The organism is Kribbella sp. VKM Ac-2566, from assembly GCF_004366005.1.
In the GTDB taxonomy this organism is placed as follows: Bacteria; Actinomycetota; Actinomycetes; order Propionibacteriales; family Kribbellaceae; genus Kribbella; species Kribbella pratensis.
In genome coordinates this window covers 612,987-628,490 of the sequence record NZ_SODT01000010.1, presented here as the reverse complement: position 1 = coordinate 628,490, position 15,504 = coordinate 612,987, and the positions used below count along the sequence as shown (strand labels likewise).

13 protein-coding genes are annotated in these 15,504 nt (G+C 67.7%); 8 read left to right on the top strand and 5 right to left on the bottom strand.

The genetic code is table 11. The annotated features are described in order from the left end of the window. Positions 1–3: 3 nt before the first annotated feature. From EV647_RS21295 to EV647_RS21285, 3 genes are read left to right on the top strand one after another with little or no spacing between them, the layout of a single operon-like run. Positions 4–879 carry an ABC transporter permease gene (locus tag EV647_RS21295; RefSeq protein WP_238175732.1) on the top strand — a complete coding sequence of 292 codons (876 nt, stop codon included), beginning with the start codon at positions 4–6 and terminating at the stop codon, positions 877–879. Next, the gene (locus EV647_RS21290) at positions 872–1,684 is read left to right on the top strand and encodes an ABC transporter ATP-binding protein (RefSeq protein WP_134005487.1); all 813 of its coding nucleotides are present in this window, start codon (positions 872–874) and stop codon (positions 1,682–1,684) included. The genes EV647_RS21295 and EV647_RS21290 overlap by 8 nt, the downstream gene beginning before the upstream one ends. Beyond that, a complete protein-coding gene (locus EV647_RS21285; protein WP_134005485.1) occupies positions 1,681–2,568 on the top strand; it encodes an ABC transporter ATP-binding protein in 888 nt (295 codons plus the stop codon). The genes EV647_RS21290 and EV647_RS21285 overlap by 4 nt, the downstream gene beginning before the upstream one ends. A gap of 22 nt (positions 2,569–2,590) precedes the next feature. Here EV647_RS21285 and EV647_RS21280 read toward each other — a convergent pair whose 3' ends face one another. From EV647_RS21280 to EV647_RS21270, 3 genes are all read right to left on the bottom strand, one after another. Then, positions 2,591–4,426 carry a phosphocholine-specific phospholipase C gene (locus tag EV647_RS21280; RefSeq protein ID WP_134005483.1) on the bottom strand — a complete coding sequence of 612 codons (1,836 nt, stop codon included), beginning with the start codon at positions 4,424–4,426 and terminating at the stop codon, positions 2,591–2,593. A 173-nt stretch (positions 4,427–4,599) separates the two neighbouring features. Then, entirely contained in the window at positions 4,600–5,361 is a 762-nt protein-coding gene (locus EV647_RS21275) for a dienelactone hydrolase family protein (protein ID WP_166680398.1), read from the bottom strand. A gap of 51 nt (positions 5,362–5,412) precedes the next feature. Next, positions 5,413–7,179, bottom strand: coding sequence for an HNH endonuclease signature motif containing protein (locus tag EV647_RS21270; RefSeq protein WP_238177316.1), 1,767 nt, complete (start codon positions 7,177–7,179; stop codon positions 5,413–5,415). A 207-nt stretch (positions 7,180–7,386) separates the two neighbouring features. Here EV647_RS21270 and EV647_RS21265 point away from each other — a divergent pair, with 207 nt between their 5' ends. Continuing rightward, a complete protein-coding gene (locus EV647_RS21265; protein WP_134005479.1) occupies positions 7,387–8,010 on the top strand; it encodes a histone deacetylase in 624 nt (207 codons plus the stop codon). A gap of 27 nt (positions 8,011–8,037) precedes the next feature. Here EV647_RS21265 and EV647_RS21260 read toward each other — a convergent pair whose 3' ends face one another. Continuing rightward, positions 8,038–10,098 carry a M6 family metalloprotease domain-containing protein gene (locus tag EV647_RS21260; protein WP_238177315.1) on the bottom strand — a complete coding sequence of 687 codons (2,061 nt, stop codon included), beginning with the start codon at positions 10,096–10,098 and terminating at the stop codon, positions 8,038–8,040. Between the two features lie 261 nt (positions 10,099–10,359). Here EV647_RS21260 and EV647_RS21255 point away from each other — a divergent pair, with 261 nt between their 5' ends. From EV647_RS21255 to EV647_RS21245, 3 genes are all read left to right on the top strand, one after another. Then, entirely contained in the window at positions 10,360–11,721 is a 1,362-nt protein-coding gene (locus EV647_RS21255; protein ID WP_134005477.1) for an NAD-dependent succinate-semialdehyde dehydrogenase, read from the top strand. A gap of 81 nt (positions 11,722–11,802) precedes the next feature. Further along, positions 11,803–13,224 (top strand): hypothetical protein, encoded by a 1,422-nt coding sequence (locus EV647_RS21250; protein WP_134005475.1) that lies wholly within the window; start codon positions 11,803–11,805, stop codon positions 13,222–13,224. A 47-nt stretch (positions 13,225–13,271) separates the two neighbouring features. Next, positions 13,272–14,168, top strand: coding sequence for a hypothetical protein (locus EV647_RS21245; protein ID WP_134005473.1), 897 nt, complete (start codon positions 13,272–13,274; stop codon positions 14,166–14,168). On the opposite strand, the gene EV647_RS43085 is transcribed toward EV647_RS21245, so the two are convergent. After that, entirely contained in the window at positions 14,108–14,767 is a 660-nt protein-coding gene (locus EV647_RS43085) for an excalibur calcium-binding domain-containing protein (RefSeq protein WP_238177314.1), read from the bottom strand. The genes EV647_RS21245 and EV647_RS43085 overlap by 61 nt on opposite strands. A 208-nt stretch (positions 14,768–14,975) precedes the next feature. On the opposite strand from EV647_RS43085, the gene EV647_RS21235 reads away from it, so the two are divergent. Continuing rightward, the gene (locus EV647_RS21235; RefSeq protein ID WP_134005471.1) at positions 14,976–15,488 is read left to right on the top strand and encodes a PaaI family thioesterase; all 513 of its coding nucleotides are present in this window, start codon (positions 14,976–14,978) and stop codon (positions 15,486–15,488) included. Positions 15,489–15,504 lie beyond the last annotated feature (16 nt).

Sequence of the window (15,504 nt, the reverse complement as noted above, 5' to 3'; positions counted from 1 at the left end):
ACGATGAGAATTCTGACCGCGGTGCTGCGGACGATCCGGAACAGCCGGCGACTGGCGGCCGGGCTGATCATCCTCGGAGTGATGGTGCTGCTGGCGCTGTTCAGCCCGGTGATCGTGAACGCGATCGGGGGCGGCAAGGATCCGATCGAGGTGGCGGCGTACGAGAAGTGGCTGGTACCCGGACCCGGGCATCTGCTGGGCACCGACCAGTTCGGCCGGGACGTGTTCGCGATGGTGATGAAGGCGCTGTCGGTCTCGCTCCAGATCGGGGCGATCGCGGGCATCATCTCCACCGTCGCGGGCGTGATCGTGGCCTTCGTGGCCGGCTACAAGGGCGGCTGGATCGACGGCATCTTGTCGACGTTCACCGGGATCCTGCTGGTGATCCCGACGTTCCCGTTGCTGATCGCGCTGTCGGCGTACGCGAAGAACGTGAGTCTGTTCCAGGTCGGCGTGATGATCTCGATCTTCTCGTGGCCGTTCGCGGCCAAGACCATCCGTTCCCAGGTGCTCAGCCTGCGGACCAGGCCGTACGTCGACCTGGCGCGGGTGAGCAAGGCCCGCGACCTGGAGATCATCGTCACCGAGCTGCTGCCGAACCTGCTGCCGTTCATCGGCGTCGGGTTCGCGTCCTCGGCGCTCGGCGCGATCTTCGGACTGGTCGGCCTGGAGGTGATCGGGCTCGGGCCGGGCGGTGTCGTCGACCTCGGCCAGATCATCTACAACGCCATCACCACCGGCGCGCTGACGCTCGGGGCGTGGCCGATGTTCGTGGTCCCGATCGTGCTGCTGACGCTGCTGTTCGCGGCGCTCAACATGGTGAACATCGGGTTGGAAGAGGTCTACAACCCGCGGCTGAGGGGAGTGGCAGGTGAGTGACTCCGTCTTGGAGATCAAGGGGCTCGAGGTCGTCTACTCCACCAACCGCGGCGACGTGAAGGCGGTCCGCGGGATCGATCTCGACGTACGCCGCGGTGAGATCCTCGGGATCGCGGGGGAGTCGGGCAGCGGGAAGAGCACGCTCGCGGTGGCACTGCTCCGGCTCCTGAAGGCGCCGGGCAAGGTGACCGGCGGCTCGGTGATGTTCCACCCGGCCGGCCGTTCGCCGGTGGACCTGCTGAAGGTCCACGGCGAGGAGCTTCGGGTACTGCGGTGGAGTGCTCTCTCGTATCTCCCGCAGGGTTCGATGAGCTCGCTGAACCCGGTGATGCGGGTGCACGACCAGTTCAAGGACGTGATCGTCGAGCACGCGCCGGACCGCAAGGAAGCGGTGTCGGACATGATCCCGCGGCTGCTCGCACAGGTCGGTCTCGAGCCGCGGGTGGCCCGGATGTACCCGCACGAGCTGTCCGGTGGGATGAAGCAACGGGTGCTGATGGCGATCGCGGTCGCGCTCGAACCCGACCTGGTGATCGCGGACGAGCCGACCACGGCGCTGGACGTGACGATCCAGCGGGTCATCCTGCAGTCGCTCGCGGATCTGCGTACCGACTTCGGCGTGACCCTGATGGTGATCTCGCACGACATGGGCGTGCACGCACAGCTCGCGGACCGGGTCGCGGTGATGTACGAGGGACAGTTGGTCGAGGTCGGCGACGTACGGCAGGTCTTCAAGGACCCACAGGACGCGTACACCCGGCAGCTGATCGAGTCGATCCCGAAGCTCGGACGGAGGGCATCATGAAGTCGGAGCTCGAACTTCGTGGCGTGCAGCAACGGTTCCACGCCCGTGGGGTCGCCGACGGCTACATCACCGCGGTGGACGACGTGAGCTTCAGCCTGGCCGCCTCGCCGCCGCAGATCGTCAGCCTGGTCGGCCAGAGCGGCAGCGGGAAGAGCACGATCGCCCGCAACGTCCTCGGCCTGCAGAAGCCCACGGCCGGATCCGTGCTGTACGGCGGAAAGGACATCTTCAAGCTGAGCCGGGCCGAGTACGACGAGTACCGGCGCGACGTACAACCCGTGTTCCAGGACCCGTACGCGATCTTCAACCCGTTCTACCGGGTCGATCGCGTGCTCTGGAAGGCCCTGAAGAAGTTCAAGCTCGCGGACACCCGCGCCAAGGGACTCGAGCTGATCGAGGAGTCGCTGCGCGCCGTCCGTCTCGAGCCGGAGAACGTGCTCGGGCGGTACCCGCACCAGCTGTCCGGCGGTCAGCGGCAGCGCATCATGCTCGCCCGGGTCCACATGCTGCGCCCGTCGTTCATCATCGCGGACGAGCCGGTGTCGATGCTGGACGCCCAGGTGCGCAAGCACTTCCTGGACATCCTGCTCGACTTCCAGACCGAGCACGGGATGACGACGCTGTTCATCACCCACGACCTGTCCACGGTCTACTACCTCGGCGGCGAGGTGATGGTCATCACCAAGGGCCAGATCGTCGAACGCGGCCCGGTCTCCACGGTGATGCACGAGCCCTCCCACCCGTACACCAAGCTGCTCCTCGACTCCATCCCGCAACCCGACCCCGACCAACGCTGGACCAGCCGCATCGCCGTCGACGAACTGGAACGCGTCGACGACGCAAACCCCGCCGCCGACACCAAGCCGGAAGCCCCGATCCTCTAGATCGGGGCTCCGGCTCCGGCCGTCAAACGGTCTTGATGGCGGGGTCGCTGAGGCTGGGGGTGCCGGTTTCTACGTGGCCGGCCAGGCGGCGGAGGTAGGTCGTGTCGGTGGCGGGCTTGCCCTTGAAGGTGCGGAGGAAGCCGTTCGGGCCGTGGACGGTGAGGTCGGTGACGCCGGCCGAGTAGATCGGATTCCAGCTGTCGGCGACGGTCTTGCCGGCTTCGGTGGTGTACGTCCACGGGCCGTCGGAACGGTTCGCCGAGGTGACCAGGAACTGCGCGCCCGCCCGCGCCCCGGAGCTGAACGTCAGCCTGTACTTGCTGTCGGCAACGGCCCCGTCGACGACCGGTGCGTAGGGCAACGGCCGGGTACGTCGGCGGCCGCGTTCCTGCGCCGGGACCTTGCCGACGGCGGGCGGCGTCGGCACGTAGTCCGGGTGCCGCTTGTTGTCCGGCGGCTCGTACGCGCTGGTGTCGGGGAGGGTCGCCGGCTGCGTCGCCGCCGTACCGAAGTCGAATGCCGACGTCAGGTCGCCGCAGATCGCCCGGCGCCACGGCGAGATGTTCGGTTCGTGGACGCCGAAACGGGACTCCATGAACCGGATGATCGACGTGTGGTCGAACACCTCGGAGCAGGTGTAGCCGCCGGTGCTCCACGGCGACACCACCAGCATCGGCACCCGCTGGCCGAGACCGTAGGCGCCGTGCGCGGCCTTCGACCCGGTGTACAGATCGGGGCCCGGGTCGGCCGTGGACAGGCCCTGATTGGCATCCATCGGCGGGTACGGCGGTACGACGTGGTCGAAGAAGCCGTCGTTCTCGTCGTACGTGATGAACAGAGCGGTCTTGCTCCACACTTCGGGGTTCGCGGTGAGCGCGTCCAGGACCTGGGAGATGTACCAGGCGCCGTAGTTGGCCGGCCAGTTCGGGTGCTCGGTGAACGCCTCGGGCGCCGCGATCCAGGAGATCTTCGGCAGGCGGTTGTTCGTCACATCGGCGGCGAGCTGCGCGAACAGGCTCTCGCCGGCTTTCGCGTTCGTGCCTGTGCGAGCCTTGTCGTACAACGGGTTGCCTGGCTGCGCGGTGCGGTACTTGTTGAAGTAGAGCAGCGAGTTGTCGCCGTAGTTCCCGCGGTACGCGTCGTCGATCCAGCCCCACCCGTGGTCGCCATCCAGGCCGTCACCGATGTCCTGGTAGATCTTCCACGAGACACCGGCCTGCTCGAGCCGTTCCGGGTACGTCGTCCACCCGTAGCCCGCCTCGTCGTTGCCGAGGACCGGGCCGCCGCCGGTGCCGTCGTTACCCGTGTAGCCGGTCCACATGTAGTAGCGGTTCGGGTCTGTGGAGCCCATGAACGAGCAGTGGTACGCGTCGCAAACCGTGAACTTGTCCGCGAGCGCGTAGTGGAACGGGATGTCCTCGCGGGTCAGGTACGCCATCGTGGTCGGCGTCTTCGCCGGGATCCACTGGTCGTACTTGCCGTTGTTCACCGCCAGGTGCGCGTCGGACCAGCTGTGCGCGAGGTCCTGGATGAACTGCATCCCGAGGTTGTCGGCCTCCGGCCGGAACGGCAGGATCTCCTTCCCGGCGGCACTCTTCTGGTACCACACCGGCTTGCTGCTCGGCAGGGTGACCGGTCGCGGGTCACCGAACCCGCGGACGCCGTTCAGACTGCCGAAGTAGTGGTCGAACGACCGGTTCTCCTGCATCAGGACGACGATGTGCTCGACGTCCTGGATACTGCCGAACCGGCGGTGCGCGGGGATCGCGGCGGCCTGCTCGATGCTGTTCGTCATCGCAGCGAACGCAGCCGACGCTCCGGCCAACTGCAGGAACCTACGGCGATTGATGTCTGGCATGACAGCTCTCCTCGTGGGGCGGGACGGCTGGAGTGTTCAGCACCAGTGATTCATCAGGCGCACATCAACCCGAACAACCGGCGTACGAGCCATGAACGAGCGCCGCCGTGGACCATAGCGCGCAAAGTTGTCCCCTTACAAGATTCAATACGCAGAATCTTGCAACCACGTGTTCAGCCAGTCAGGTGATGGCTTACGAACTCACACCATGATGTGAGCGCCGCCGGAGTCGCGGTTCGATGCGTTCCCGGGAAAACGATCAGCTGCTTGTCGCGCGATCCCAGTAGCTCGAACAACTCGAACTGTCCGGCGCGGGGGAAGAGTTCGTCGTCCCACTGCACATGAAACAGAACTGGCACGGTGACCCGGGGAGCGTCCCGGGTGAAGCGCGACGCCATGTCCACCGCGACGGGCATGGCGGGTGGCTGGCGCATTCCGTACTTGCCAAGTACTGCGCAGCGCAGCCGCGGACCTGCCTCGGCCACGAACGGCAGCCCGAACCGAGTCCCCATCGAGAAGCCGAGATGCGCGAGGCGGCCGGCATCGATGACCTCCAGGTCGCTGAGGGCATCCAGAGTCCCACGCCAGTCGGCGATCATGCTGTCGGTCACCGTGTCGACCCCGATCGCCGCCATCCGGTCCTGGTGCGGCCGACTGTCGACCGGCTCTGTTGTCCGGTCACCGTGGTACGGACCATCAATTGCGACGGCGGCGATCTGTGATCCGGCGAACCATCGGGCCAGACGCAGTTGTCGGTCGGTTCTCTTGTGACCGCTGCCACCATGCCCCATGAGGACGAGCGGAAGGGGCCGCTCGGGCCGCGCGGGCAACCACAAGATGCCCGGGACGACATCCACGCCCCGCACCAGCTGGAACCGACGCTCGATGACGCCGCGCTCGATGACCGGTTGGCCAATCCACTGCAGTACGTCCACATGTCCTCCTGTCCGCATCCGACCATGACGCGGGGGACAGGCGGGACGGCTTCACACACTCTGCCAGCCGTTGGCGGGCTTGATCGCCTGTCGCAGCGTCCCGTCGACCCGGTAGCCGGTAGCCGGTGCGCGGCCGCACTCAGCACGTACGGCTCGACGCCGCCGATCCCCAGCCTCGGCGACCCGGCATGACGCGGTGTTGCCGGTGGAGTGGTGGACCTTCAGCCGGTTGAACCTGGCGCGTTCCCTGAGGCAGGCCGGATCCACGGGCAGAGGCGTGGTCTGATGATTGTGCGGGTACGTCGCCCTACGCCGCGGCGTTGTTGCCGGGTGAATCACGGGTCTCGCCCCACGGGTCCGTTGCGCTCTCCTCGACGGGTTCGCCGTCGTCTTCGCGCTCCGGGATCTGGGCACCCCAAGGGTCGAGCAGGCGGCCGCTGTCGTGCGCGTCGCCCCAGGGGTTGAGGCGTGAGGCGTCCTCGGGGGTGATCCAAGGTGGATCGGTGTCTCTGGCCAGGCGCGCGCGGGTGCCCCGGTCGCGTCGGGTCTTCTTGTGCCGGATGTGGTTGTTGGTGGGTGGTATCTGTCGCGGCGGATCGGGGCGGGGGTGGCCCAGGTGGGGCGGGTGACGTGGACGGTGCCGTTCGTGATTTGAATGTTCCAGTGGCCGGCGTGCAGGTCGCGGTGGCAGCGTTTGCAGAGCAGAACGAGGTTGGTGAGTTTGGTTTCTCCGCCGTCGATCCAGCTGGTGACGTGGTGGGCGTCGCAGTAGATCGGCGGGGCGCCGCAGCAGACGCAGCCCTTGTCGCGGGCGATCAGGGCCTTGCGCATGGGGCCGGTGGCGAGGCGGACGGTGGCGCCGACGTCGAGGGGCTGGGAGTCCGAGCCGAGCACGACGGGGAGGATCTGGGCGTCGCAGGCCAAACGCCGGATGGTGGCCGCGGACAGGGCGTCGCCATAGATCAGCCGTCCGGTCGCGTTCGCGGCGGCTGTCTTGAGGTCGTCGAAGTCGACCGTGACGAGGATCTGCGGCTTCTGGCCATGTCCGGGGACAGAACCGCCGCTGGTCGCGGTGCTGCTGGCGGTGTTGCTGGCGGTGTAGCTGGCGGTGTTCAGGACGGTGGTGAGGGCGTCGGCCTGGCGCTTGTCGCGGCTGCGGGGGTCGAGGGCGCCGTCGATGGTTTTGTGCGGCTTGGCGTAGGTGTGGATCAGCGTGCGGAACAGTTCGGCATTCTCGTTGGCGAGGAACCCGGTGAACGCGACGCCGTTGTCGGCGGTCTTCAGCTTCAGCGTCTCGCGGTCGTACGCCTCCTGTTCGGCTGGTTCGGGGCCGTCGGTGTCGAGCCGGTTGCGGACCTGTACGCCGGCCTTGCGCAGGTCGAGCGGACCGTGGGTGCGGCCGAGTTCCACCATTTCCCGCTCGGCGACGGCCAGATCCTCGACCGGCACTGTGGCGGGCAGTTTGTCCAGCGCGGACACGATCGCCTCGGCCTGCGCCGGATGCAACAGCACTCCACCACCCTCGACTTCAGGATCAGCGTCGGGGAGGGCGGCCGCAACGGCGGGGTACTTCGGTAGAGCGTTGGCCAGGTAGACGTCGCGGCGGGCCTTGGTGGCGTCGACGCGGTAGCGGAAGGTCAGGAATCGGGCGGTGGTGCCGGCGCCCACGTCCTTGGCGTAGCCGATGGTCTCGAGGCCGGCGGTGAGCCGCAGCGCGAGGGTTTCGAGGCGGGCGATCTCGGCGTACGTGGCATCGAGAGCCGTCACCATCTCGTCGCCGCTCATCGACCACACCGGTCGCTCCCCGAGAATCTCCATACCCACAGCGTAGACAGCCCCTCCGACAGTTTTTCGAAGCCGAATGCCCTTGTTTTCAAGGGAATTCGGCAATCCAGGTTATCCACAGGATGGCAAGTCCGTGCACACGTGGGAGGATGATCGGGTAGTGTTACAAGGCGGCGTCCAATTTTTCGTTGCCGACAGCAATCAGTGTTCCTGTAGTCCGGAGGAGTTGACAGAGGTTCCGTGGAGCGTGTGTGGTACGTCGCCTACGGGTCCAATCTCGCCCTCGAACGCTTCAGTTGCTATCTGTACGGCGGCCGCCCGCGTGGCGGCGCTCGGATCTACCCAGGCTGCCGCGATCAGACGCCGCCCCAGCGGACCGCGGCAGTCACGGTGTCAGGCGGACTGGTGTTCGCGGGTGCGTCGAAGGTGTGGGGCGGTGGCTCGGCGTTCTACAACGCGGCCGCACCCACCGAGCTCGCAGGCCGTGCCTACCTCCTCAGCCTGGAGCAGCTGGCGGACGTGGCGGCCCAGGAGATGTGGCGCGAGCCGGGCGGTTCTTACGCGCTGGAGCTCGAAGCCCTCCTCCCGGAGGTAGCCGAGATCCACTCCCTCGGCTCCGGCCGCTACGAGACCGTCGTGCGACTAGGGGAGGTTGACGGCCTGCCGATGTTCACCGTCACCCACGGGACGGTCGCCGACATCGATCCGGCCGCGCCAACAGCGTCGTACCTTCGCTGGATCGCCACCGGTCTGACCGAGGCGCACGGCTGGGAGTTGGCGCAGGTGGTCGAGTACCTGCACGCGGCGCCGGGCGTCCAACTCGGCTGGACGCCCGGCGCGCTGCTGTCAGCGCTTAACGGCTGAGCGCTTAACGGCTGAGCGATTGGCGGCTCAGCGCTTGACGGCGATGCAGGTGGCGGTTGATGACTTGGTCGGGTCGCTTTCGGAGGTTGCGGTGAGGGCGATCTTGGCGAGTTGGCCGGTGCCGCCCTTGGTGTAGACGGGGACCGTGACCTGCTGGCCCGCGTTCGCGGTGGCGAGTGCGTTGGGCAGGGCGATCGGCCAGCCGTCGGACTTGGCGGACAGGCGGTAGACGTCACCCTTGATGTACTGCGTGACGTCCTCGGGCTGCGTGGACGACGTACCGGCCTTGCCCGTGTTGGTGAGGCTGAAGTTGCAGGTCTGGACACCGTTGCGGTCCGGCTTCGCGACGGTCGGCAGCAGCCGTACGCCGCGCTTCTGGGCGCCGGCGCCGTCGAGGGAGCGGATCGCGACCGTGTACGACAGCTCACCCTTCGCGTTGCGGTGCACGTTCGTGATGTAGAAGTGCAGGCGGTTCGCGGTGTCGGTGTACTCGTACTCGCTGCCGGAGTTCGTGCCGGCGTGGAACAGTGCGTCGGACAACTGCCGGTAGTCGCCGATCGTGATCGGGACCTTCGTGCCGTCGGGCAGCACGTAGTCGGTCAGGTTGATGTCCTGCGGGTTCGCGTCGACGACCCACTCGAACGGCGCGCGGTCCTGGTTCTTGGTCTTCGCGAGCAGTACGCCGGCATCGGGGGTGAACGAGTCGGTGCCCATCCGGTCCACGACCTCGACCGTGTAGTTCTGGTACCCGCGGCCGTCGCAGAGTGGATCCTTCGTCGCGTCGCACGGCGCGTCCAGATCGCCCGCGCCGCCGAGCTCGATGTTGATCCCGGACAGGTCCTTGGCATCTGGGTTCACGCTGCGTGCCTTGACGTTCGCGATCACCACACCCGAGGTCGCGAGTGCCTCGCGGGAGAGTCTGAGCACGTTCTGCTCGTCGACCATCTTCAGCTTGATCTTGTTGCGCAGCATGTGTTGCGCGCCCATCGACGCACCACCGGTCGCCGGGATCATCCAGCGGCTGTGCGGGCCGCCCGGGCCGTTGAAGCTGCCCCGGCTGAGCATCTCCCAGATACCGGTGTACGCGCGCCTCGGCGGGACGCCGTACGGGTTGTTGTAGTTGTCGCCGATGCCGAGGATGTGGCTGAACTCGTGCGCGAACACCGCCATCCCGGAGCTCTCCGCCTGGGTGGACGAGCCGCCGCCGGCGTTCGGCCAGATCGACGAGCCGGCCGCCCACGACGTCCAGCCGACGTACCGGGTCTCCGACCAGTTGCGCTGCGCGGGATCCGGCGGACCGAACTCCTCGGTGACGTCCTCCTTGGTCGGGAACTTCATCATCCCGAACTCCTGCCAGGTCGACGACTCGTCCTGGCCGGCGCTGAGGAAGAACACGAAGTCGTACCCGGCCGGTACGTCGGGACCCTGGTCGGCGACCCAGGCCGCCTGGCCGTCGGTGCGGATGTTACGCGAGCAGTTGTCACCGGCCGGGCAGTCCTCGTCGCTCTGGAACTCCATCGCGTACTCGTGCGACTTGCCCGGCATCCGGTACGGGCCGAACGCGGTGAGGTCGACGCCGTACCGGCCGCCGGAGTCCTCCATCCAGTACTCGTGCAACGTGTGACCGTGGTTCAGCGGCTCTGGGGTGTTCAGGAAGTTCTTGTAGAACTGCGCGGTCTGATCCCGCGGTACGCCGTTCGCCGCGGCACTCGGGTTGCGGAACGCCGTCGAGCCCTTGGGCTTGGTGATGACGAAGTCCTGGTTCGGGTAGTCGAGCAGCACGAGCGCGCCCTTGAAGGTCCGCTCGGACCCCTTCACGGCGGGATCGGCCCAGTTGGTGCCGGGCGGTTTGACGTAGTCGTCCCACGTCATGTGGTCGGGGTTCTCCCAGTTCTGCGGGTCGATCGGGCCCGGCAGCCCGCTCGACAGGGTCTTCGCGACCCGCGTGTCCGGCCCCGACTCCTGCCAGGGCTGCTTCTGCGGCCAGTGCGGGTACTGCCAGGCGTTCACAGGGTCCGGGGGAGCGCTCGGTGCGGCCAGCGCCATCGACGGCACCGAGACAACGGCCAGCACTGTGACCAGCCGCACAACACGACGAAACTTCCGTTGCTCAGACACGGGCGGGCATCCGATCAAAGAGGCGGACAACGGGACCAGCCATGAGCATGCCCCCAAGACGCAAATGTCACAACCGCACACGGCGCGCTGCCCAAGCCGTCTTTGGGCCCCTGCCAACCATTCCGCGGCGCTCGAAACGGTTGGTGGGTGCCCAAAGTTGGACCGGCGATAGATTGGGGGGATGCTGTATACAGTATGGTGGCGGTTCTTGGATTTGGATGGAGGTTGCCGATGTACTCAGTCACCGATCCGGCGCGTGGGGTGTTGGTGGAGGAAGTGGCGAACTCGACGGAGGAGGAGGTGCGCGCGGCGATCGGTCGGGTGCATGCGGCGTACCCGGACTGGCGACGGCGGACCGTGGGGGAGCGGGCCGCGATCGTGGCGCGGGCGGCTGACCTGTTCGCGGAGCGGACGGATGAGCTGGCCGCGATCATGACGCTCGAGATGGGCAAGCGGGTCAACGAGGGCCGGGGTGAGGTCGGGATCGTGGTCGACATCTTCCGGTACTACGCGGAGCACGGGCCGGCGTTGCTCGCGGACGAACCGATCGACCTCAAGGACGGGAAGGCCGTCATCACCAAAGGGCCGATCGGGGCGTTGCTCGGGATCATGCCGTGGAACTTCCCGTGCTACCAGGTCGCCCGGTTCGTCGCGCCGAACCTGGTCCTCGGGAACACGATCCTGCTCAAGCACGCCTCGATCTGCCCACGGTCGGCGCGTGCGATCGAGGAGATCCTGCACGCGGCCGGCGTACCGGACGACGTCTACGTGAACACGTACGCGTCGAGCCGGCAGATCCCCGCGATCCTCGCCGACCCGCGGATCGCCGGCGTCTCGCTGACCGGCAGCGAGCAGGCCGGGATCTCGGTCGCGGCCGAGGCCGGGAAGAACCTGAAGAAGACCGTGCTCGAACTCGGCGGCTCCGACCCGCTGATCATCCTCGACACCGACGACCTGGACGAGACCGTCAACGCCACCGCAACCGCGCGGATGCGGAACTGCGGCCAGTCCTGCAACGCCCCGAAGCGGATGATCGTCCTCGCCGGCCTGTACGACGAGTACGTCGACCGGCTGACCAAACGCGTCGCAGAGTACTACCTCCCCGGCGAGCCGGCCGACCCCGCGACGAAGCTCCCGCCGCTCGCCTCGGCCGCCGCCGCGGACGAGGTCGCCGCCCAGGTCGCGAAAGCGGTCGAACAAGGTGCGACCCTGCGGACCGGCGGTCGCCGCATCACGCCCGGCGCGTACCTCGAGGCGACCGTCCTCACCGACGTCACGCCGGAGATGGACGCGTACTACGAAGAGATCTTCGGGCCGGTCGTGATCGTCTTCGAAGCTGCGGATGAGGACGACGCGGTCCGGCTCGCGAACGACACCCCGTTCGGTCTCGGCGCATCGGTGTGGGGCACCGACCCCGACCGCAACCGCCGCGTCGCCGACCGCATCGACGCCGGCATGGTGTACCTGAATCGCGCCGGCGGCTCCCAGGCCGACCTCCCGTTCGGCGGCATCAAACGCTCCGGCCTCGGCCGCGAACTCGGCCCGGCCGGCATCGAGGAATTCATGAACAAGAAGTCCATCCGGCTCGGGTGACAGGAACCGGCCAGTGCGCCGCGGGTGGAGGTGTACGACGTCACAGTGGGCGGTGACACTTCGTGACTGAGAGCGATACAGATGACCTACCAGCAGTTGCCGCCTCCGCCTCCGCAGGGCACGCCGTACCCGGGACCTCCGCCGAAGCGGCTGCGGCCGCACGATCCACTGGCCGTTGCCCTGGGCAACACCTCGTTGCTCGGCCTCGGCTACTTCCTGATCCGCCGCTGGTTCTTCGGTCTTCTCGGCCTCGCCGGTACGGCGGTACTCCTCGTCCTCATGTACCAGCGCAAGGACACGGCGTACCAGTTCGGCCTGCTGGGGTGGGGACTGCTGCAGGTGCTGCACGGACTGTTCCTGGCGACCCGGCCACCGGAGCGGACGGCCAGTATCCCGAAGCGGATCGTCGCCGCTGTGGTCACGCTCGCGGTCGTGGCGTCGGGCGTCGTGCTCAAGCGCGGTGCTGCCGATGTCGCCGACGCGGTGACCGCAGCGCGGCGGGCCGGGGACTGCGCGAAGGTCGTGCAGGCGCAGGACGACGTCTGGTTCGGTGACCGCCTCGTCGCCGGGCAGGACATGGACCGCGGTGATAGCGACGTAGAGATCTGCGGCAGGCTGGAAACGGTGAGGTCGCACCTCGGGACAGCTGTGGGACTGGGGGACGTGGACTCGGTCAAGGAGGGCTACGGCATGCTCGGCCCGATCGCCTCCGACCCGCGGCAGCAGGCGACCGCAGGTGCCGTCATGGATCGATTCGTCAAGGACCTGCAGACGATGGGGTCGTGCGAGCAGATCACGTTGACCGCGTGGTTGCGGACCCGCAAGCTGTCCAAGAACTTGCTCGATCGCGCCAATGCCGTCGTACCCCGGATCGAGCCCAATGCACTGCTGGCCTGCGGCGACGACTATGCGTCCCGGAAGAACTGGGTGACCGCGCGAGCGACGTACCAGCGGCTCGTCACGACGTACCCGAAGGCCAAGCAGGCGGCGCGGGCGCGCGCCGGACTCGTGAAGGCCACGCTGGCGATCGAGCTGGACAACGTCCGCAACCTGGTGCTGGACGGGTCGTACTGCTCGAGTCCCGCGAAGTACAGCGGCTCGAAGCCGTACCACCGCGGTTTCAACCCGGCGATCTTCCTCGGCGACGGCTCCCAGTACGCCGACCAGCTGCCGGCCGCATGGTCGATCGACGACCCGTACCGGGCGACCATCGTCGTGTGTACCGAGACGCCGGGACAGGGCGCGGCAGTGCAGACCTGCCCGTACGTGCCGGAGTCGAATCCGTACGGCGGAGAGGTCAGTTACGTGACGTTCCGCAAGGTCACGGTCCCGGTCAAGGTGTACGAGCTACGCACCGGGCGCCTGGTGCTGTCCACCATCGTGCAGATGTCGGGGGAGTCCTGCCCGTACCGCCTGAGCTCCAGCAGCACGGACAACGAGAGCGTGACCCCGAGCGACACGCAGGTCCAGGCGGCGTTTCGGCCTCTCGTGGTGCGCCCCTGACGGCGCATACTGACGGCACCAGGGAGCTCGTGTCGAGGGGGCCGTGGATGACTGTGCCCGGTGGCTACTCCATCAAGACCTATCGGTACCTGCGGATGGCAATGCCGGCGATGATCCTCCTGCTCGCCGCCGCGCTGGTGATCGAGTGGGCGAAAACCGATCCTCACTGTCTGCAGACGTCGATCAGCGCGTACTACTACACGCCGGTGCGCGCGATCTTCGTCGGCTCGCTGATCACCATCGGCGTCTGCATGGTGGTGCTGAAGGGCAACACCGAGCCGGAGGACATCCTGCTCAACGTGGCAGGCATCCTGGCCCCGGGCGTCGCGCTCGTGCCGACGCCGGGACAGGGCACGTGTCACTCGGTGCCGGTCGCGCTCGGCGACGCGGCCGCGAACGTCGCGAACAACATGCTCGCGCTGTTCGTGGTCGGCGTACCGTGCCTGCTGGTGACCGCGGTCTTCATCGCCCGGGACCGGGTCCGGCAGCCGGCCGGGTGGACGCCGGTGTACGTGCTCGGCCTCGCGGTCGCCGTGGTGCTATTCGGCGGCGGGCTGGCGTGGTTCTTCGTCGACCGGTCCGGGTTCATCGGCAACGCGCACTACGCGGCCGCGATCGTGATGTTCGCGTGCGTCGTTGCGGTCGTGGTGCTGAATGCGGTGCAGTTCCGGCGCAAGCAACGCAAGCACGCTGTCCCGCATTCACCGGCGAACCGGTACTCCGTGATCGCGGTCGCGATGGTCGTCGTACCGCTGCTGATGTTCGGCTGGAAGAAGGTCTTCGGCTGGGATCACGCGGTCCTCTGGATCGAGGGCACGCTGATCTTGCTGTTCGCGGCCTTCTGGATCAGCCAGACGCAGGAGCTGTGGAACGAGGGGATCCGTCAGGAGTTGCCGCGGTCGCAGGCCACGCCGTCACCGTTGCGATCGAGCGCCGCCGAGTAGCCCGGATCCCCGCGGTGCAGCGGCGCCTTGCCCGCCGCGCGAGCCTCCGCACAACTCCGGAACACGACCGTGGTGCTCGTGACCGGCGCCGTCGTCGGGGTCGGCTCCGTCGGGGAGATCGCCGGCGACGGCTCGGTCGGCGTCGGCGTCGGCTCCGTCGTGCCCACCGGCGTCGCACTCGGCGTCCGGCTCTCGGTCGGCGTCGGTGTCGGCGTCCGGCCGGCCTCGGGACTCTCGATTCGCTCCGGAGTCGTCGCGATGGCCGTTGGCTCCGCGACCGGTGTGCTCGTTGGCGCCGCCGTGGGTTCCGAGGTTCGCACGGGCGTCGTACTCGCGGAGTCGTCACCGCCGCCGAACGGGTTGAGCAGCACCACCGCGATCAGCGCGAGCGGGACGGCTGCGACCGCGCCGAGCTTGATCCTGCTCGGTCCGCCGTACCGACCCATCGGACCGCGAACCGGCCGGCCGGCCTCGTCGACCCAGAACCTCCATCCCGCCGGTGCGGGCGGCCACGACTCGGGCGGACGCCAGCGCTTCGGCGGTCGCCATCGCGCGGTCGGCGGGTCGGGCCAATCGGGCGGTGCGTTGAACTGCCTCACTCTTCCTCCCCCAGTACGGGCAGCAGCCTAGCGAGAGGATCGGACGAAGGAAGACAGGAGGTCCCGAAAGCCCAACATTTAAACGCTTGTACGTCGACGCGCGCCCGGACCAGGTCGCGGTACGGCGTCGCCCGGTGACACCAGGCGACCCCATGCTGAGTGCTAAGTCTCGTTGACAGACCCAGGTCGGCGGTGTGAGGCTCGGTCCATGACGGAGACTGAGCAGGCGACCCGGAGCCGGACGTTCTCGTGGGCGGATCCGGCCGAGACCGCGGCCCGGGTCGGCCGCTCGTCGGGGCTCGAGATGCTGCGGGCGATGCGCGACGGGGAGCTCCCGGCGCCGCCGATCCTGCACCTGGTCGGCGGAACCGGGATCGAGGTCGAGGAGGGCAAGGTCACGGTGCTGATGCCGGTGGCCGAGTTCCACTACAACCCGCTCGGCACGGTGCACGGCGGCGTCATCGCGACACTGCTCGACACGGCCGCCGGCTGCACGGTCCATTCGACGCTGCCGGCCGGCGTCGGCTACACGTCACTCGACCTGATGACGCGCTTCATCAAGCCGGTCACGATCGACTCGGGCCTGCTGCGGTGCGAGGGCGGGATCATCAGCCGCGGTCGCCGTACGGCGGTCGCGGAGTCCCACCTGTACGACGAACGCGGCAAACTCCTCGCCCACGCAACGTCGAACTGCCTGATCTTCGAACTGCCCCAGACCTGATAGCGGCTCCGGCCTG

Bases quoted from the DNA above. Each gene is read 5' to 3' on its own strand.
- EV647_RS21270 (WP_238177316.1), bottom strand. From the start codon at position 7,179: ATGGAGATTCTCGGGGAGCGACCGGTGTGGTCGATGAGCGGCGACGAG.
- EV647_RS21235 (WP_134005471.1), top strand. From the start codon at position 14,976: ATGACGGAGACTGAGCAGGCGACCCGGAGCCGGACGTTCTCGTGGGCG.
- EV647_RS21295 (WP_238175732.1), top strand. From the start codon at position 4: ATGAGAATTCTGACCGCGGTGCTGCGGACGATCCGGAACAGCCGGCGA.
- EV647_RS21255 (WP_134005477.1), top strand. From the start codon at position 10,360: ATGTACTCAGTCACCGATCCGGCGCGTGGGGTGTTGGTGGAGGAAGTG.
- EV647_RS21245 (WP_134005473.1), top strand. From the start codon at position 13,272: ATGACTGTGCCCGGTGGCTACTCCATCAAGACCTATCGGTACCTGCGG.
- EV647_RS21250 (WP_134005475.1), top strand. From the start codon at position 11,803: ATGACCTACCAGCAGTTGCCGCCTCCGCCTCCGCAGGGCACGCCGTAC.
- EV647_RS21280 (WP_134005483.1), bottom strand. From the start codon at position 4,426: ATGCCAGACATCAATCGCCGTAGGTTCCTGCAGTTGGCCGGAGCGTCG.
- EV647_RS21285 (WP_134005485.1), top strand. From the start codon at position 1,681: ATGAAGTCGGAGCTCGAACTTCGTGGCGTGCAGCAACGGTTCCACGCC.